This is a genomic window from Shewanella sp. DAU305 (assembly GCF_026802235.1).
Taxonomy (GTDB): Bacteria; Pseudomonadota; Gammaproteobacteria; order Enterobacterales; family Shewanellaceae; genus Shewanella; species Shewanella baltica.
Window position 1 is genome coordinate 3799655 of the sequence record NZ_CP113808.1, and the last position, 19034, is coordinate 3818688.

A 19034-nucleotide genomic window follows, 5' to 3' on the forward strand; every position below is an offset into this window, starting at 1 on the left:
GCGGTAAATTCTATTTATTGAATCACTTAAAAATAATCCTGCCGCTGCGTTGGCTTTTTACACCCGAACTTTTTACTCAAGTAATAGCAACGCAGCAGCATTAAAAACGAGACCCAAGATGACTAGCCATACTCTAGATCAATTCAATAGTAATAACGAAAAACTCAGCCCTTGGCCGTGGCAAGTCAACGATGCAGAGCTGAGCTTTGATATCGACTCATTAGGCAAAAAACTCAAAGACTTAAGCCAAGCCTGCTACTTAGTGAATCACAGCGAAAAAGGCTTAGGCATAGCGCAAACGGCCGAAGTGACCACCAATGACAGCCAAGCGCCATTGGGCTCACATCCTGTCAGCGCCTTTGCCCCTGCCCTTGGCACCCAAAGTTTAGGCGATAGTAATTTTCGCCGCGTCCACGGTGTCAAATACGCTTACTACGCCGGCGCTATGGCCAACGGTATTGCCTCGGAAGAACTGGTTATCGCCCTAGGCCAAGCGGGCATTTTGTGCTCATTTGGCGCGGCGGGGTTAATTCCATCGCGCGTTGAAGCAGCCATTACCCGCATTCAAGCAGCGCTGCCTAATGGCCCCTACGCCTTTAACTTGATTCACAGCCCAAGCGAGCCCGCATTAGAGCGCGGCAGCGTTGAGCTGTTTTTAAAACATAAAGTGCGCACAGTCGAAGCCTCGGCATTTTTAGGTTTAACGCCGCAAATCGTCTATTACCGCGCAGCGGGTTTGAGCCGCGACGAACATGGCGAGATAGTCATTGGCAACAAAGTGATTGCTAAAATCAGCCGCACCGAAGTCGCAACTAAGTTTATGGAGCCGGCGCCTGCCAAAATCCTCCAGCAATTAGTGAGTGATGGTCTTATCAGCCAAGATCAAATGGCGATGGCGCAACTTGTGCCAATGGCGGATGACATCACAGCCGAAGCCGACTCAGGCGGCCATACCGACAATCGTCCATTGGTCACGCTTTTGCCGACGATTTTGGCGCTCAAAGATGAAATCCAAGCTAAGTATCAATATAAAACGCCCATCCGTGTGGGCGCAGGCGGCGGTGTCGGCACACCCGATGCAGCATTAGCCACCTTCAACATGGGTGCGGCCTTTATCGTCACAGGTTCAATCAACCAAGCCTGCGTCGAAGCGGGTGCGAGCGAACACACCCGTAAGTTACTCGCCACCACAGAAATGGCCGATGTGACTATGGCACCTGCCGCCGATATGTTCGAAATGGGCGTGAAATTACAAGTGGTTAAGCGCGGTACCCTGTTCCCAATGCGCGCCAATAAACTGTATGAAATCTACACCCGTTACGATTCGATTGATGCCATCCCTGCGGACGAGCGTAAAAAGCTCGAAGAGCAAGTGTTCCGCTCATCACTCGATGACATTTGGGCGGGTACTGTCGCCCACTTTAACGAGCGCGATCCTAAGCAAATCGAGCGCGCACTGGATAATCCCAAACGTAAGATGGCGTTGATTTTCCGCTGGTATTTGGGTCTTTCGAGCCGCTGGTCAAACACAGGTGAAGTCGGCCGCGAAATGGATTACCAAATCTGGGCAGGCCCAGCGCTGGGTGCATTTAACGCTTGGGCGAAAGGCAGTTATTTAGATGACTATAAAGCCCGTAATGCGGTCGATTTAGCCAAACATTTAATGGTGGGCGCGGCGTATCAATCCCGCATTAACTTGCTGTTATCCCAAGGCGCGAGCATTCCGGTCACATTACTACGCTGGAAACCGCTGAATCGTTTTTAAGCACTACGGGACAACAGATACATCAAGTAGGGACTCAACTCCCTGCTTGATGCAGTCTTCTTCACTACCTCGTTAAATCGAAACCGCCTACCTTATTGCCAATCTAATCCCTTGAGTTATTGGCTCTGTTTGTGCCAATGCCGCTAAGCACTGTCGCTCCAGTGGCACGCCGTAAACCCATCCTTTGGGGCTCAACGGAAAAGTCCATTTTTCCGATGGCTACTGCCGCGATAGCGCTCACCTGCAACTTATGGCATTCACTGTGACCATCCGCATACGGTCAAGCCTGACTAACAAGCCAATAGAATCTAAAGGGAAAACACCGTAAGATACCGACTCGTTAATCGAATTGTATGTACTGCTAGGATATGGATACCGCATGGCTCATCAAAGCTTAAACGACTTGCCCGTCTTAACCGACGACTTCGGCCTTTACACTACTTTTGTTGAAGGTATCGCTGAAGAGATACGTCAGAGTCAGGCACCTAAAACCATCGCTATTACAGGTTATTGGGGCAGCGGTAAAACCAGCGTTTTAGCACAGTTGTATAAACAGTTATTCGGTGAGAATCCACCTTCGATAAAGGGTGAAGCGGTTCCTACCTCTAACGATGCTACCCCGCATTACCATGGCGTATGGTTCGAAGCATGGCGCTATCAACATGAGCCCCAGCCCATTATCGCCCTTATGCATACTATGCGTCAGTCCTTTAGCCAAAAAAGGAAACTATTTGACGAAGCAGGAAAAATTGCAAGCGTCAGTATGGTCGCGGGTCTTAGCGTGTTTGATGGCGTGATCAAGACTCTCAGTGCAGGAATGGTTTCTGGCCTAGATAAGATCCAATCTATCGGCGATAAATACGAGAAAGATAATCTGCTGAGCCAACTCTCAACCGATCAGATAAACAATGCACTCAGCACCGCCATAGATCACTTACTGACAGACTTGGCTGATATACCTAACACAGATAGAAAATGTATTATTTTTATCGATGATCTTGATCGCTGCGATGCGGCAACAGCCAAAAAACTGCTTGAGGGCATCAAGGTTCACCTCAACTTAGAAAACTGTATTTTCATTATTGCTATCGATCCTGCGCAGTTGGAAGCCAGCTTTAAGCTCGAACACGCTCAACTACGAAATACGGGCAATATACAAGATGTATCGAATCACGATGCAACAGAATATCTAGAAAAACTATGCCAAGATGCTCACAGATTACCTATTGCAGACAAAAAGCAAATTGCTGACTTTGTTGAAAAAAATCTGAATAGAATGTTCACAGAAGTGCACCGATCTTATGCAGGCATCATTGCAGAAATACAGCTTGAACTCGAGCGGCAAAATTATCTGCCAGCGAATCCTCGGCGCCTGAAAATGATCTGTAATCGTTTGGCAGCATTTATCAGCAAAACCAACGGCGAAGCGCAAACTCAATACCATGCTCAATCCCTGCTGTTTCTCGCCAGCGCTTATGTGAGTTACAGAGAAATATACGAGATGCTCAGCGTTAACCCTGAGTCAATTAATGATGTTGCTGAATTTTGTTCATCACGAGTTCAGTCTAAAATACCCGCCTTTAAACATCTTACAAGTTCGAATACCGAGGCACGGGGCGCATTTATTCATCCCAATAAAATCACCGAATTTCGCTTCGCTAGTTTACTAACAGAAATAGAAGCAAATGGTAACTTACCTGTTTGGGGAGATTACCTGCATAAACTTATCCAATCCTATAATACCCCCACTCCCGCAGGCGCAGAGACCGAATAATATGAAGTATTTCCCCGAATTTGAGCCCTCGGATAAAAGCAAATTTATTGACCTTTACCGTGAAGGATTTGACCGCTATTGCCGCCAATTAGCAGACTATTATGGTTGCCTGAATAATCAAGGCCTAGCTCTATTGGATGATGATGCCGATACAGATCAAGACAGTGCCTTTATCGATGATCTCTTCGTGCTACCAAGCTTTGGCACCAGTGCCACCAGCGCCAAAAACTTCGATACTGCGCAGCAAACGCTGCAGGCCAAAGACAACATCAGTCTAGCCAAGCTGTTAGCAGCAAAACCGCGCCAATTTATATTAGGTGATCCAGGTATTGGCAAAACGACTTTTCTGCATTGGCTGGCAATAAGTCTAGCCCATCATAGAAGTAACTATGTGCAACAGGCTATGGGGCCCTTACTGCCAATCCTTTTAAGGGTGAGGGATTTTCGTGCCTTTCTCACGACGTCCGTCAACGCAGAGCAGTTTATCGCCAATCTTAAGAGTTATTTAGGCTCCCTTGGTGAACTGTTGGATCTAGATAAGCTCACTGAGGTCATGGTCAATGGTCAGGTCTTACTGTTGGTCGACGGGTTGGATGAAATCGGCAAGCAGGAAATGCTGAATCTGGGGCAAACTCTAGCAACTCTGTTTAGCCAATATCCATCATGCCGATGCATTATGACCGCGCGGGTTGTTGGTTTCGATGCATCCTTGCTTTGGCCCTTTGCCAATATTGATAAAAATCAGCCACTAGATTTACACGAATTGAATGAGGTAGATGAACTTGATATTCAGGCTAAAGATGGGCTTAACCCTAAGCTAGCTAATCCAAACAGACTTAAGCGTAAGACTGATGCATCCCAACTGCATGACTTTGGGCTCTATTATATCCAGCCACTCAATAATGAGCAGCGACTCCAGTTCAGCCAGAAATGGTGCCACATTTATGTAAACACTAGCGATGCACAAGCGCAGTTTATCGACGATCTACAGGCCGCTTTTGACGGTAACGATGCGCTCAATAACTTATCGCGCACCCCTGTACTGCTGAATATGATCAGCTTTATTCAACAACGCCGTGGTCGCCTGCCTAATGGTCGGGCAGAACTCTACCAGAAAATCATCGAGACCTATTTGGTTAGCATGGACAGGGCCAGAGGCATAAAAAATAACTTTATCGACAGCGAAGATTTCGACTATACCGACATACGCAACTGGCTGGCGAAACTGGCCTATGCGATGCAGTTAGGCAAGCTGAGTGAATTATTAGGTAAAACTGGCAACAACAGTGTTCAAATTGAAAAGCTCTATTTTGATAATGAGGTTGGCCGCGTCACCAGCCTTACAGAAAGTGAACTGACAAGATTCTTCGCTAAAGAGCTAGAAGAAGTCTATGAAGATAAAGACAAATGCCAACAAACCGCCAAAAGCTTGATCGATTATATCAAGCGCCGTACTGGCTTTTTGATCGACAGGGGTCAGGATGCCAAGCAAGGGCACGAGGCAGTATTTGCCTTCAGTCACTTGTCTTTTCAGGAATATTTTGCCGCCCACTTTATTAGTGGGCAATGGTCACAGTTGAGCTGTAATTCAACGTTGGTCGACTCCCTGACCTTAAGTTGTAATAGCCAAAGCTGGTTCGAATGCTGGCAGTTGGTGTTTGAAGACTATTCCCAAAACGGCAATAGCCGTCAGCAACACAGCCAATTTATCGACAAGCTGTTTGGTACAGTTGAGCAGCTTACTGAAAAATTCCCCGACAGAGATGACATATTCGGAGATAAGGTGGATCATGCGCTGCATCTGCTGAGTAAAATCATCCTCAACCCTGCGGTTAAGCTCTCCCCCAACTACCGCCAGCAGCAAGTCACTGAGCTGTGGATACATAATTTCACCGAAGGACAGTTTGATGGTTCAGCATCCATCTATAGCCTGTGGCCCGAGCTTTGCCGCGATTATGATAACGAAGAGAGTTTGAGCCGCAAGGCGATAGCGGTCGCTTTCGCACGTTGTGGACATGAGAATGCAGCGAGTCTCAATTTAAGCGGCTTACAATCGGCCGATCTACGGCCGCTTAAACTTTGGACCTACTTGAAAAACTTGGATTTAAGCCGTACACAAGTGAACAACTTGCATCAATTAGAAAATTTAAACCAACTGAACACTCTCAAATTTAATGACACACAAGTCTCAGACTTATCACCCTTAGCCCAGCTAACCGAACTTGAATGGCTTTCTTTTTCGGGCACTACCGTGGCAGATTTAACGTCCCTATTAGGGCTATCAAAGCTTTATGCTCTTTATATGGGATACACTCAAGTCTCCGAACTGACGCCATTGGCGGGACTGCGACAACTAAATACTCTTGTGCTCCACGGCACTAAAGTGACCAATTTATCACCAATGGCCAATTTGACTAATATACGTTATCTGATTTGCAGCAATACTGATGTCACAGACTTGGCGTCGCTAGCGAAATTAACTCAGCTTAGACTGCTCAGGCTAAATAATACTCAGATATCTGACTTGACCCCTTTGGCCAACATGCCTAAATTATGGAATTTAGAGGTAGCCAACACTTCTATCACAGACCTAACGCCATTAAAAAAATTAATAGGGCTAAAAGACCTTGATATATCCCACACCCAAGTGTCCAATCTCACGCCTCTGGCCAAACTGCCAAGCTTAGGAGAGGTATATGCTAGCGGATGTGACCAGCTTGATTCGGCAAGCCTAAAAAGCTTACCAAAGTACATCAAAGTACATCTTGATTGACGGAGATAGCTTGCTGATTAATTTCAACATATTGGCAAGTAATGACTCCATCCGATTTGCACTGCTGCACTCGCTCGCATCCAGCACACTCGCATGGCGGCACATAGAACAAGGAGGTTTTAATGGCTGCAATCATTGAGTGCCGCGTGTTTTTAATCATAGCGATTGCTTGGCGTTAAAAAACCAAAGGATACTCAAGCCTACACTGATTAGTTATTGGATTAATTGATTAACAGTGTCGGCTTTTTATTCTGTTTCATTTGTCATCAATCTCAGCTCCCCGACCTTCAAACAAGGCTTTGCTCCAACGTCTCAAATCCCAATATTAGGCTGAAACTCTTACCGAAGCTTAGGTAAAAATTGCCTGTACTACGTTTAGTACATTCGCGCCCACTTAAAACTAATAAATTAAATTTCATTTAAAATCAATAAACTAATTAAAATATGCAAAGTTGGCATTATGTTCGCAATCTAGAAATAACCATTAGCCGTTACCTTACAAATGACACAAACGGTCATGCGAAGGATTAAGACAAGGGCAGGAGGTTCATATGTTAGGTTGGACATTAGTATTTCTGGTTGTTGCTGTTATTGCAGGCCTATTAGGATTTACTGGGATAGCTGGCGCAGCGGCGGGCATAGCGAAAATCATTTTCTTAATCTTTATTGTGTTATTAGTGATTTCCCTGCTGGTTAATGCCTTTAGAGGTAAGTCACCGCGACTTTAATTATTTTTTAAAAAGGAGATGTATATGAAACCATTTACTCTGATGACAAGCGCTTCACTGGCATTATTACTCGCCCTCGGTTTAACCGCTTGTAGCGATAACAAAGCCGAAGACGCGGGTGAAAAAATTGATGAAGTGATGACAGATACAGGTAATGCCATCGAAGATGCCTGTGAAGAAGTCAAAGAAGGTGTTAAAGCTAAAGATACTAAGTGCTAAACAAACCTCATTTTAAGGTGGCAATAGACTCGTCTACTGCCACCCTTTTGAGTTAGCACCTAATTTAAACTTGCGTTAGAACCTGATTTCAACGACGCGATTCACCGATGCAGTCAGCCAGCGGTAAAATCAAATGAACAGCATTGGAGGGCGCGTATGCTAAGCAAAATCCACATCAAATATTTCTACTTAGCAGGTGCCGTACTGCTAGCCTATTTTGCGGTAACGGGCACGTCTCCCCTGCTCACCTTTATTTGGGCTTGGACGAGCCTGTCGCTATTTTTAGTCGGTTCAGCCTATTGGTTTAATCTCGCCAGCATCTTTAGAAAGCGCCAAGATGGCACTATCCCTTGGTATATTCGCTGGGGCTTTATTCCGTTTCTATTGGGTAGCCGGCTGTATAACCATTGGGCGAGAAAACGCGACTCAGTGCCGTCGATGCAAAAGATAGATGAGCAGTTGTATCTCGGCTGCCGATTATTTTCTGCGGATCTGGAGAAAATCAAAGCCAATAAGATCACCGCAATTCTTGATGTGACCGCCGAATTTGATGGCTTAGATTGGTCGCAGTTTGAAGATCATATCGAGTATTTAAACATTCCCATCCTCGACCATAGCGTGCCGACCAGCGCCCAGCTCAATCAAGCCGTTAACTGGTTGCATCGCCAAGTGCGCGCCAATAAACAGGTGCTGATCCACTGTGCTATGGGGCGCGGCCGTTCAGTACTGGTGCTCGCCGCCTATTTAGTCTGTAAAGATAAACAGCGTAACTTCGCCGAAGTATTACAACAAATTAAACAAGTCCGCAAAACCGCGGGCTTAAACAAATGGCAATTACGTGCCCTTGAACACATGCTCAAGCAAGGCAAAATCAACATCCATAAAGTGGCGTGGATTATCGCTAACCCTGTCTCCGGCGGCGGCAAATGGCAACAATATGGCGAGCAAATCCAAGACGAACTAAAAGCCTATTTTGACCTAACGTTAAAACTCACTACCGAAAATATCACCGCAAATACCTTCGCCAAAAAAGCCCGCAATAGCGGCGCAGATATCATTATTGCCTGTGGTGGCGATGGCACAGTGACAGAGGTAGCATCGGAAATAGTGAACACTGACATCGACTTAGGGATCATTCCGTTAGGCACGACTAACGCCCTCAGCCACGCGCTATTTGGTTTAGGCAGTAAGCTCATTCCTGTCTCTCAGGCGCTGGACAATATTATCCAAGGGCATTACCAAGCCATTGATACAGCTCGTTGTAATGAACAATTAGTCTTGTTACTTGTGGGGATAGGCTTTGAACAGCAGATGATTGAATCTGCCAACCGTGAACGTAAAAATGCCCTCGGCCAGTTTGCCTACCTCGATGGTTTATGGCGCGCCGTCAATGCCGATATCACTTTAACCGTACAGCTCAGCTTAGATGATGCCGAGCCCACAACATTGACCACCCATAGCCTCATTGTTGCCAATGCAGCCCCGTTTACCAGCGTATTAGCGCAGGGCGATGGCGAGCCAAACATGACAGATGGCCTGCTCGATATTACCTGGCTAGATTCAGGGGATGAACCCAAGGAACAGCTCCTTAGTCTGGCCGAATTAGCCATTGCTGGATGGGTAAAAGAAGGTAATAAAGACACACATTCAAAGCTACCTAATGCGCCTTCTACCGCGACCAAAGTCCACCACGCCCATGCGAAAAAAGTGAATATTAGTAGTCAGCCCAAGTGTAAATATGTGATTGATGGCGAAATCTTTGAACCCGCAGATCTCACTATTGAAGTCCAACCCGCATCCCTTAAAGTGTTTGTGCCTTATCAGGAAATAACTGAAGAGGATGGTTGATACATCTTGCTGGCACGCTTGAGTCATTACTAGGAACGACTTCCCATAAGCATTCTTCCTGCACTAAACAACCCGACATATTTTCAATATAGCTTTCAGGTAACACTTGCTTTTTAAGGGTTGGCAGAACGGTTTTTACGTAATTTTCATGAGCTGGGTTCGACGCCCAGCGCGTCATAACGATGAAGTAGTCACTCTGTTTTAGACTGCGGGCGACACAACCGCCAAGCATGCCGTCTGCTTGTCCAAGATGGGCGTTCCAAATCGTTCGTTGGTCACTTAAAAAACGTTCGACATCTTGCACTCCTCGGCAATAAGCCAAGCGAATGACATTGTCATTTTGATCTGCAGGATGATGAGTTAGCGAAGGGATACTCAGTATATTTTCAAAATAATGGACATCACACTGTTTATAAGTTGTTTGCTGACCACTTTTGGAGAACAGCTCATCGTGAACTGACCCCATGAAAGCCGTAACATCTTCAATTGATTGCCATACGCCCACAATAATCGCCTGCCTTTCGGGTTGACTCCAACCACCGAACTGGCCTCTAAAACCTACGCAGTTGCTCAACGCTTTCCATATCTGTTGGCTTTGAGAAAAATCTTGCTCTTGTTCATTTTCAACCTGACAAGTAATCAACTTTACTATCGTCAAATCTCGCTCCTAACGCTGCAAAAAGTGGCCTAGCGTAGTGAAATCCAATTCCAAAGAGCCGATGCCACTTGGCTTAAACCTCCTTGCTAGCAACCACATCAACGGTATGCTTAAGATGGCTAAAGCCGCAGGATAAAGCTCAATGAGATATTAAATTCACTCACATCTACGGCTTTTGAGCGCAAAAAACTATTCCACCGTCGATTCACCCGCTTCGACTTGCTGCTCGTACTTGCTGAGCTTGTTGTAGAGAGTTTTCACGCTGATCCCCAGTTGCTCGGCAGTATCGGTTTTATTGCCTTGAGTGGTTTCTAATGCTTGATAAATGGCGATTTTTTCTAAGTCATCTAAACGCATGCCCTGCGGGATAACGACTTGGTCATCGCCAGAAGCGCCCATTTCACTTGCCTGTGGCAACTGTAAATGGCTGGGTAAAATCTCTTGGTCTGCCAGAATATAGGCTCGCTCAATGGCATGCTTTAATTCACGCACATTACCCGACCAAGGGTACGCAGCGATCATCTGCGCACTGTCATCAGCGAGGCTTTTATTCTGCTTTTCTGCCACGTTACGATAGGCAAGAAAATGCTGCGCCAACCCAAGAATATCATCGCCACGTTCCCTTAATGGCGGAACGCGGATAGGGAACTGGGCCAAACGGAAATATAAATCCTCGCGAAATTGCCCAGCCTCGATTGCCGCGATGGGATCACGATTGGTTGCCGCTACAATCCGCACATTGGCGAGTTGCACTTTGGCACCGCCAACGGGGCGATATTCACTATTTTCAAGCACTCTGAGTAACTTCACTTGATGCTCAATTGGCATTTCGGTGACTTCATCGAGAAATAAGGTTCCGCCTTCTGCCTGCTCAAATACGCCTTTGTGATCGCGATGAGCGCCAGTGAACGCGCCTTTTACATGGCCAAACAACTCACTATCGACCAATTCAGGGCTTAAGGCGCCGCAGTTAATCGCGATAAAAGGCTCGTTCAGCCTAGGGCTGGCAAGATGTATGGTATTGGCGACCAGCTCTTTCCCCGCCCCGCTCTCACCAATGATCAGCACATTACTGTCGGTCGCAGAGACGCGGCGAATCGTGCGATACAGCTTATGCATCGCAGCAGAGGAACCGACAAGTAAACCATATTGGTCTAGCTCGCTGGAAAAAGGCCGAGGCCGAATTGGGGATGACACTAGATACTGGGCAAAATCGGCGAAAATATCGCTGATTAACGTCATGTCGTAGGGTTTACGAAAATGATAACCGGCAAAATGCGACATTAACTGATCAAGATTGGGGTTCGGCTGGCCGTCGGAGAGAAAAATAAACTCAATATTAGACAGAGCTACATTATCCAGTAGCCCGAGATAATCCTCACGGCTAAGGCTGGACAGCTCAATGATGGCAACATCGACGTGATTCGCCTCAAGCTGTTCTATCCAAGGCAAATCATCGACACTGCGTAGCTTATTAAAGTCGGCAGCGCCGGCGAGTTCTAAGATGGCTTGTTCGGCGTTTACATCCTGCAGGTGATAAAAAAGTGTCAATCGAGCCATGCTATCCCACTCCCTGTGTATGAAGGGCTACTGTATGTCAGTCGTGAAATTTTAACAACAGCAGCGGTAATAGTTGCCGATATTCTAAGAAGATGGCGTAATGAACCGAGAATATCAGTCTAAAAATCAGCCTGTTAACATATCATTAAAAACGAGAACAGAATATGCATGGTAGCTGAACGAAACTCAATTAGTTGACCCAAGCAGTTAAACAAGGCTATGTCGAACACTGGCATTAGGAGGCCCATAATGAAGTCTAATGTTGTGCAACATCAGACTGATATCCGCGCCGATATCATGTTGATCGATGAAATGATAACGCTCAATCAAGAAGGACTCACATTTTACAACCAGGCGATGACGTACGTCGAAGACTATAACCTTAAGCGTATTTTTTCGACCAAAGCGAATATCCACCAGCGAATGTTGAGGCGATTTGAGCAGCTGCGCCCTTTGTCTAGCGAGCCGCTTCATGGCCTGAGTCATACGATACCTGCCACTTACACTCAAGCGACAAAGTTGCTGCATCAGTGCCATATATCGCAGGCGATGGCCGCACTTGTCGTTATAGAGCAGCAAGTGTTAACCCAGATGAAGCAAGCAGTAAGGCAAGCACATCAGCCACAACTTGCCAATCAGCTCGCAGAAGGCGCCGCTTGGCTGCAAATCAGTTGCGATGGTATGAGTTCGCTCAATCCTGGGTAATCCTTTGCACCTGTTTACATCAGTTTGCATTAGTGCGCATCAGTATGAGCCTCTTTACCTGGCGATATCCAGCTTTAACGCTCCGTTTGCTACTCCACACACTATTTCGCACACACTTTACCGCACACAGTCGTGCGGTTTTTTATGCTTTAAAGATGACTTCGCTTGCCAGAAAAAATTACATTTTGTCGGTAAAAAAGACCGACTTAAGCAAAATAACCCTTTCATTAAAACATCAGAAATAGCAATAAAACACCTTCAAATCAGTCACTTAACAATGTTGGCACGATTCACGCAATATCTAACATCGAGAAAACAACGGAGGATATGATTATGAAAACCACAACAGCATCAGTACTAGCGACCTTACTTGTCGGCTCAATCAGTTTAAATGTCGCAGCAGCTCAAGATTGGAAGGACGGGGCTAAGGATGCGTGGATCGATGGTAAAGCTGAAACCACTTTACTGCTCAATACCAATCTCAATTCCTTTGACATTATAACGGATGTCAAAGAGGGAAACGTGACGTTAACGGGTAAAGTGGAAAGCAGTGTCGATAAAGCCCTTGCCACTGAACTGATCAAAAGTTTAGACGGCGTAAAAGATGTCGATAATCAACTCATTGTGATGAATGAGAAAGAAGGCACCAGTGAAGTTGTCGCGACTTTGACCGATTCTAAAGTGGCCACAGTCGTCAAAACCCGCTTACTGTTTTCAACCGATGTTTCCGGCACTCAGATTAATGTGGATGTCGCTAATGGTATCGTCACCTTAAAAGGTGAAGTTGCTAGCGATGCCGAACGTCAGTTAGCGCTGAAAATTGCCGAGAATACCGACGATGTGAAAAAAGTTGTCGATAAAATCAAAGTCGTTAAAAAAGCCTCTTAACGCTAGCTAAAGCTGCACTTTCTGAAACTAGCTTTAAAAAGTAGCGCTTTAACAGTCAGAGTTAAGTACAAGGCGTTAATCTTGCCTCAACTTTTGAACTCGATTGATAAGAAAAAATAATAACAAAAAACCAGCCTAGGCTGGTTTTTTTATGTCCATTATGTCACTCAATCAAGCAAGGTTTTCTAGGACAAATAGATAAAACTAGGTTGAGAAAGCGAAATAGGAACATTGAACGACATCAGGCTAATGCTGGAAGCGATAGTACCTTAAGCGATAACACCTTAAGCAATAGTGCCTGAAACTATATTTTCAGAAACAATCATGCCTAAAAAATCATGCCTGAAGTCGCGTTAAAATGCAGGCTCAGCGCTGGCTTCAAAGCCAAACTGGAACTCATAAAAATGCTGACCATTTTCGATACTGATGGCCATAGTGCCCGTTAAGCCCTGCAACTCGCCCGCGCCGGAATGGGGAACCACTTCTAAGATCAAACGGTTTTGTCCATCGGTCATAATGCCAAAATGTTGCAGCACGAAACTACCCTGTTTACCACACACCTTGCCAACCACTTGCTCAATCGCCACATAGCCAGCCGAGCCTTTGACTGACGTCATTGCACTGAGCATTTCCCCTTGGCTACGGCCCTCAAGCTCGCCATAAAAGGTTTTATCTAAACCCATACGACCTAACGTCACGCCGCCCACACCCGTAGCATAGGTGCTATCTGGGGTGAGCTTAACATCAAATTTCCCAGTGATTTTGCTAACTTGCATGACACTCTCCTTGTCAAAACATTATGCCAAGTCTATCTACCCGAGAAAACTTGCCGCTGCGGCAAGCATCACACACGGAACGAAAAATAACTTAGCACAAGCCTGCACAGATCCATAATGCATTTACTCACGACCCGTTGCGCACGACTACTCACTACTGATTTATGTTAATGATGCCAGTTTCGCTGACTGTCACCTCTAAGGTTTTGACGATTTCAGGGCTTTCAGACATAGGTTGATCAGGCGCTCTATCGCGATAAGTCACGGCAATTTTGAACGGAGCTTCGAAGGGATAAACAGGTTCAATACTGTCCACCTCGATGCGATCGCCCAGCATAACGCTGCCTAAATGCTTCAAGTTATTGTGTTCAAAATCGAGGCTAAACAAGCCAAGATACCAAAATGCCCCCGAACCTTGAGTCGTCACAATAAACGGTGCCACAAAGGGCATAGTCTGCATTTTAGGATCATCTTGAATTGGCGCGTTACTCTGGGTATCAGGCTCTAAAGCGGGATCGAAATTTAACGGCGTAATACGTAAATAATCCAGTAATACTCGGCCTTTTACCTCGCCATCTTGATAATCGCCCATCGCAAATTCCGTTTGCTTGATCTTAATAAAATGGGTCAAGGCAACCGATTTACCGCCCTCTGGTAGGGTAATTTCAAACGGGTTAGCGGTATTTAAGCTAAAGAGTTTAAGCATCACTTCCGACGCATTCGCCACCGGCTTAACCTCAAGCGGTGTCACCACTTCAACCTCATTGGCCTGTGCCTGCGTTTTCTCCTGCGCCATGGCCTCGTCGTATTGCATGACCTTACCATCTTCCATCACCATATAAATATCATCATTGGTCATGTTGAAACGGTAAATACCTGCGGCGAGTATGGCTAATATCACTAAGGTGCCCGCTAAGGTTAACTTTACAAACGTACTCATTTTCTCTCCCCAATCGCGCGCTTTGTGCGCTGCTTTTCTAACACTGATCAACTTCAAATCAATGTCGGAGCAGTATTACAGATACTGAGTTAAAGCGGAGTGGGTAAAGTGTAAAAAAGTGACGCTATTTTGAAATTTGTCAGGCTAAGTTCAGCAACATGTCCTTTACTCGGTGAATATTATGGGCCGAGTAAATACTCAGCCCAACACTTAGCTACTTCTCGTTTTTCCACAAGGCTGGAGTTTGACTCGGTTGCCAATTACTTTGGGAGAAATGGGCTTGCACTAAGGAATAGATTTTATCTTGATACGAGACAAAATCAGGCTGCTGATAATCATGCTGATCCTGCCAAGCAGGGGCATAGTTATCTAGCGTGTCGAAACGGTATCCTTGGCGCTGCGCCTCTTCCACGAAGCGTTTAATTTTAGGCAAATTGATGGTCGCACCTTGACCACGGTGCGCATTCTCAAACAGGAAGTCGTGGGTCAAGATCACCACTTTACCGTCGTGCAAACCATCGCTGCAGTCTAAGTTTTGCGTGCGACTGTTGAGAGGGTTCATTGTGGTGCCCGCACAGGTGTTGATCACTTGATTGATTTTATCCACCAGCTCAACCCCATCGGCCATAGATTCAGCAGGAAAAGCCACGCCCCAATCCTCTGGCCCCCAATCAAAGTCCCAACCAAATATTTTATAATCACTCTCGGCGAGCATATTTTGAATTTGCACCGCAACTTGCGAACTGTTGGTAGAGGTTTCGGCGGTACAAGCAAAAGCAGGGTCCCAAGGCGGCACAGTATCAGAGGTGGCACACAAGCCGTCGCCTTTGAGTTTACTGCTCACGCGCCAGCCATTGGTATAGGGCAAACGCGCCAACTTAGTCATCTTGTTGTTAGGATAACTGGCGGCATTAGGGATAAGCTCAACCACTTTGGCGGTGTTCGTCACAAAGTAGGTAAAGTCGGTGGCCGCATCTTGATAGGATTTCACCGGCCATAGACCCACTTGATTGCAATAAACCGCCCCCGATTGCACGCCATCGGTGCAGTTATGCAGCATATGATCGTAACTGTGGTTCGCCAGAATATGACCATCGTCTAATAAACGTTGCAGGGCGACAGCCGCTAACGCTTCGTTTTCATCCCCTTCGCCATACATATGAAATGCATTGATAAAGAAGGTCGCCTTGATATTGGCATCCTTTAGCGCATCCAATACCCCTAAAGTCGCGTCAATTGGACCATCATCAAAGGTGAGGTAAATGGTTTTATCGCTGGCGTGGGCAAGACTTACGCTCGCTAAACAGAGTCCAACTGCGGCGGCTATCGATTTCAGTTTCATGATCTCATCCTATAGATAATGTTTGAGGCTAATGATTAAAAAGCAATGAGTTAACGCCCATGCATCTCAATTCGCACACAGTCTCGCACTCATTCGCTCGGCTTATCTATAGTGAGTAATCTAGCCAGCGTTAGTTATACCATCCTAGCAACAAGCCATACTTTTCTACGCTAAGTCGTTAAATCGTTAAATCGTTAAATCGTCCATCAGCATTCAAGTTGAAATCACCGCCGCCCTCGCGTTAAACACAATAGAAAAATACCAATCCTAGTGTGAAAAGTACCGCATCAACAATTCGATAACAGGTAAGTTAACTGGAGAAAAAACAACACTAAAGCACTACAGGGACGCTATAACATGTCAGAAGGTCAACTATTTAAGAGCTCTTTGCTCGCATTGTGTATCGCTAACGTCTTATTCGGGATGAGCTCAACCGCAGTCGCGGCGGAGCAACAAGAGGCAACGGCAGAAAATATGGAGGTGATCCAAGTCCGCGGCATACGTCGCTCGATTGAAGCCTCGATGAATACCAAACGCTTCGCCGACTCCACGGTCGATGCCATCACCTCGGAAGACATAGGTAAGTTTCCCGATAAAAACATCGGTGATGCACTGCAGCGAATTTCAGGAGTCACAGTCGATAGGCAATACGGCGAAGTAAGCGGTGTCACTATTCGCGGTACTGCGCCAGAGCAGAGCCGTATTTTGCTGAACGGTCAAACCGTTGCTAGCACCTCTTGGTATGATCTTGGCCCCGCCACTCGTACCTTCAATATGGAATTATTGTCGGCCGAGCAAGTTAGTGCGGTTGAAGTGCACAAAACCCCGACCGCGAGACTTGAAGAAGGTGCGCTGGGCGGTACTGTTGATCTCAAAACCCGCAAGCCCTTAGATCTCGATGCCCACACCTATCAAGTGGCTGGCGAGCTGAGCCAAAGCAGTCTTTACGATGAAACGGACCCCAGTGGTTCTTTCCTCGGAAGCTGGAAAAATGACGACGAAAAGTTTGGTATTTTAGGCGCCTATTCAGTAGAAAAAATTACCAGTGGCCGCCAAGTGCTGGAATCACTCAGCGGTTATTATGAATACTTCGCTGCCGATCCCGCGCAAAATCAAGAATCTACCGTTGGCGCTTGGGGCATAGGCTCGCAGGCCTTTAGAGCCGAACGTGAACGGACCAGCGCCCAAGTCACACTGCAATTTGCACCAACTGACAATACCGAGTTCACCTTAGATTACTTTAATTTTGAACTCGATATCCCCCACGTAAACCATAACTTCTTAACCGTTGGCGCGCGCGGTTCAGGCTCCACCAACGTAGTGAACAACGCCCAAGGCGGCACAGCATCGGCAACGATTCTACCGGCGTATGCGTCGATTATTTATAACCCTGTGGTACGCCACGCGGTCAATATGAAGTCTGACGTACTCAACTTAACCGGAAAATACGTCGGGGACAGTTTTACGGTGAGTGGCGTCATTGGCCAATCGACCTCAGATGGTGGCACCCAAGGCGGCTCATCTTCTTGGTGGATCCCCGCGACGGACCAAGGGGGCAAAATTGGCGATCCCGCCTTCCCTAACGGTCAAGGCAGTGTCGATGGCGGCTTTAGTTACGATGCCACCGGTCCCTACCAAGTGGTGCTGACGAGTTTAGATGCCAACGATGCCAGCCAATTCAAGCACGCCCAAGAGGCGAACTACGAAACCACAGTGCAAGATCATAAAGTGACCTACGCACAGTCCGATTTCGAATATCAACTCGACCATGATTTTATTAACAAAATTGCGGTCGGGATTAAGTACAACACCAGTGATTTCGAGCGTAATGCCTTCAACCGTAACCCCGCAGAAATCCTAGGTTTCGTGCCTAATGGCAACCTCGCTAACTGGAGCGATGGCGTGCTGTCTGGGCTACATTCCCAGAGCGGCGGCAATGTGCTCGACTCCTATGCCAAGTTAGATGAAGACAAATGGTGGGCCTTTATCAGCGAGAAATACGCCAATGGCGAGTTAGTGGAAGTCGCCGATCTCGGTAACACCTTCACTGTCGAAGAGGATATGTTGGCCCTGTACGCCCAAGCGGATTTCAGCGGTGAATTCTACCGTGGTAACTTTGGCGTGCGTTACGTTAACACTGACCAAACCTCAACTGGTTTTGCCGATGGCAAGCCCTACAATGAATCCGTCAATTACGATAATTGGCTACCGAGCATCAACGTCGCCTTTGATCTGCAAGAAGATTTAATCCTGCGTGCTTCGGCCTCTTCCGTGATGGCGCGTAACAACTACAGCGACCTCAAACCTGGCTTAGCCATAGCGAAAAACTTTGGTACTGCGACCGGCGGTAATCCAAATTTGAAACCCTATAAGGCGAATCAAGCCGACCTTGGCATCGAATGGTACTTCACTGAATCTTCTATGTTGTCGGCGGCTTTGTTCTACAAAGATATTGATAACGTAGTGTTTGTCACTGAGTCGACGCAATATATCGAAGGTTGCGGCGCGTCAGAATCCGAGTGGGATAAATGCCGAGTCACAGCCCCCGCCAACGGCGGCAGCGGCTCAGTGACTGGGCTTGAAATCCAGCTTCAACATAACTTTGAAAGCGGTTTTGGCTTCTTGACCAACTACACCTATGTTGACAGTAAGAGCACTCGCCCCGATGGCACTGAACAGATGATTGAAGGCGTATCAGAAAACTCCTTCAACGGCTCACTCTTCTACGAAGATGATCTATTCAGCGCCCGTATCGCCTATAACTGGCGTTCAGAATACTTAGGCGTGGGTAACATTCAAAACGTGTTAAACGACAGCTATCAACAAGTCGATGCCTCGATTATTTGGCATGCAATGGAGAACTTAGATGTTTCACTCGAAGGGGTAAACTTAACCAATGAAGTGGTGCAATCCTATGATGTTAAATACGGATTGACGCAAAATACCATCGAATTTGGTTCGCGTTATTTCGTCGGTGCCAGCTACAAATTTTAAACTTGAGTCACACCATAGCCGACCTTAGGGTCGGCTTTTTGCGTTGATAATGCAGCGGGGATAA

At 46.5% G+C, this 19034-nt stretch carries 14 protein-coding genes; 9 read left to right on the plus strand and 5 right to left on the minus strand.

Going from position 1 to position 19034, the window contains the following annotated elements; all coding sequences use genetic code 11:
* Window positions 1-118 precede the first annotated feature (118 nt).
* The 6 genes from pfaD (at window position 119) to OX890_RS16050 (ending at window position 9107) form a co-directional block, all read left to right on the plus strand.
* Window positions 119-1765: an eicosapentaenoate synthase subunit PfaD gene (gene pfaD / locus OX890_RS16025; protein ID WP_268649564.1), complete on the plus strand. Its 1647-nt coding sequence runs from the start codon at window positions 119-121 to the stop codon at window positions 1763-1765.
* A 379-nt stretch (window positions 1766-2144) separates the two neighbouring features.
* Window positions 2145-3539, plus strand: coding sequence for a KAP family P-loop NTPase fold protein (locus OX890_RS16030; RefSeq protein WP_268649565.1), 1395 nt, complete (start codon window positions 2145-2147; stop codon window positions 3537-3539).
* A 1-nt stretch (window position 3540) separates the two neighbouring features.
* On the plus strand, window positions 3541-6312 hold the full coding sequence (locus tag OX890_RS16035) for a leucine-rich repeat domain-containing protein (RefSeq protein WP_268649566.1): 2772 nt from the start codon (window positions 3541-3543) through the stop codon (window positions 6310-6312).
* 551 nt (window positions 6313-6863) lie between these two features.
* Window positions 6864-7040, plus strand: coding sequence for a DUF1328 domain-containing protein (locus tag OX890_RS16040; RefSeq protein WP_011846326.1), 177 nt, complete (start codon window positions 6864-6866; stop codon window positions 7038-7040).
* 24 nt (window positions 7041-7064) lie between these two features.
* A complete protein-coding gene (locus OX890_RS16045; RefSeq protein WP_006085205.1) occupies window positions 7065-7259 on the plus strand; it encodes a hypothetical protein in 195 nt (64 codons plus the stop codon).
* 156 nt (window positions 7260-7415) lie between these two features.
* Window positions 7416-9107 (plus strand): diacylglycerol kinase family protein, encoded by a 1692-nt coding sequence (locus OX890_RS16050; protein WP_268649567.1) that lies wholly within the window; start codon window positions 7416-7418, stop codon window positions 9105-9107.
* Here OX890_RS16050 and OX890_RS16055 read toward each other — a convergent pair.
* Together OX890_RS16055 and OX890_RS16060 are read right to left on the minus strand one after the other, a co-directional pair.
* The gene (locus OX890_RS16055; protein ID WP_268649568.1) at window positions 9061-9765 is read right to left on the minus strand and encodes a DUF4937 domain-containing protein; all 705 of its coding nucleotides are present in this window, start codon (window positions 9763-9765) and stop codon (window positions 9061-9063) included. The genes OX890_RS16050 and OX890_RS16055 overlap by 47 nt on opposite strands.
* Window positions 9766-9954: 189 nt before the next feature.
* Window positions 9955-11325: a sigma-54 interaction domain-containing protein gene (locus OX890_RS16060; protein ID WP_259505540.1), complete on the minus strand. Its 1371-nt coding sequence runs from the start codon at window positions 11323-11325 to the stop codon at window positions 9955-9957.
* Between the two features lie 249 nt (window positions 11326-11574).
* On the opposite strand from OX890_RS16060, the gene OX890_RS16065 reads away from it, so the two are divergent.
* Window positions 11575-12030 carry a glutamyl-tRNA reductase gene (locus tag OX890_RS16065; RefSeq protein ID WP_268649569.1) on the plus strand — a complete coding sequence of 152 codons (456 nt, stop codon included), beginning with the start codon at window positions 11575-11577 and terminating at the stop codon, window positions 12028-12030.
* Between the two features lie 333 nt (window positions 12031-12363).
* A complete protein-coding gene (locus OX890_RS16070; RefSeq protein WP_012588155.1) occupies window positions 12364-12918 on the plus strand; it encodes a BON domain-containing protein in 555 nt (184 codons plus the stop codon).
* A 353-nt stretch (window positions 12919-13271) separates the two neighbouring features.
* On the opposite strand, the gene OX890_RS16075 is transcribed toward OX890_RS16070, so the two are convergent.
* The 3 genes from OX890_RS16075 to OX890_RS16085 form a co-directional block, all read right to left on the minus strand.
* Complete coding sequence (locus OX890_RS16075; protein ID WP_006080939.1) at window positions 13272-13694, minus strand: DUF3224 domain-containing protein; 423 nt, start codon at window positions 13692-13694, stop codon at window positions 13272-13274.
* A gap of 154 nt (window positions 13695-13848) precedes the next feature.
* Window positions 13849-14634, minus strand: a complete 786-nt coding sequence (locus tag OX890_RS16080) for a hypothetical protein (RefSeq protein WP_268649570.1) — start codon at window positions 14632-14634, stop codon at window positions 13849-13851.
* Between the two features lie 214 nt (window positions 14635-14848).
* Window positions 14849-15976, minus strand: coding sequence for a polysaccharide deacetylase family protein (locus OX890_RS16085; protein ID WP_268649571.1), 1128 nt, complete (start codon window positions 15974-15976; stop codon window positions 14849-14851).
* Window positions 15977-16333: 357 nt separating this feature from the next.
* Here OX890_RS16085 and OX890_RS16090 point away from each other — a divergent pair, with 357 nt between their 5' ends.
* The gene (locus tag OX890_RS16090) at window positions 16334-18970 is read left to right on the plus strand and encodes a TonB-dependent receptor (RefSeq protein ID WP_268649572.1); all 2637 of its coding nucleotides are present in this window, start codon (window positions 16334-16336) and stop codon (window positions 18968-18970) included.
* Window positions 18971-19034 lie beyond the last annotated feature (64 nt).

What these genes read in the sequence shown, in the direction of transcription:
- OX890_RS16090 (WP_268649572.1), top strand. Translation starts at nt 16,334, where the DNA reads ATGTCAGAAGGTCAACTATTTAAGAGCTCTTTGCTCGCATTGTGTATC.
- OX890_RS16030 (WP_268649565.1), top strand. Translation starts at nt 2,145, where the DNA reads ATGGCTCATCAAAGCTTAAACGACTTGCCCGTCTTAACCGACGACTTC.
- OX890_RS16065 (WP_268649569.1), top strand. Translation starts at nt 11,575, where the DNA reads ATGAAGTCTAATGTTGTGCAACATCAGACTGATATCCGCGCCGATATC.
- OX890_RS16085 (WP_268649571.1), bottom strand. Translation starts at nt 15,976, where the DNA reads ATGAAACTGAAATCGATAGCCGCCGCAGTTGGACTCTGTTTAGCGAGC.
- OX890_RS16050 (WP_268649567.1), top strand. Translation starts at nt 7,416, where the DNA reads ATGCTAAGCAAAATCCACATCAAATATTTCTACTTAGCAGGTGCCGTA.
- OX890_RS16080 (WP_268649570.1), bottom strand. Translation starts at nt 14,634, where the DNA reads ATGAGTACGTTTGTAAAGTTAACCTTAGCGGGCACCTTAGTGATATTA.
- pfaD (WP_268649564.1), top strand. Translation starts at nt 119, where the DNA reads ATGACTAGCCATACTCTAGATCAATTCAATAGTAATAACGAAAAACTC.
- OX890_RS16040 (WP_011846326.1), top strand. Translation starts at nt 6,864, where the DNA reads ATGTTAGGTTGGACATTAGTATTTCTGGTTGTTGCTGTTATTGCAGGC.
- OX890_RS16045 (WP_006085205.1), top strand. Translation starts at nt 7,065, where the DNA reads ATGAAACCATTTACTCTGATGACAAGCGCTTCACTGGCATTATTACTC.
- OX890_RS16035 (WP_268649566.1), top strand. Translation starts at nt 3,541, where the DNA reads ATGAAGTATTTCCCCGAATTTGAGCCCTCGGATAAAAGCAAATTTATT.
- OX890_RS16070 (WP_012588155.1), top strand. Translation starts at nt 12,364, where the DNA reads ATGAAAACCACAACAGCATCAGTACTAGCGACCTTACTTGTCGGCTCA.
- OX890_RS16060 (WP_259505540.1), bottom strand. Translation starts at nt 11,325, where the DNA reads ATGGCTCGATTGACACTTTTTTATCACCTGCAGGATGTAAACGCCGAA.
- OX890_RS16075 (WP_006080939.1), bottom strand. Translation starts at nt 13,694, where the DNA reads ATGCAAGTTAGCAAAATCACTGGGAAATTTGATGTTAAGCTCACCCCA.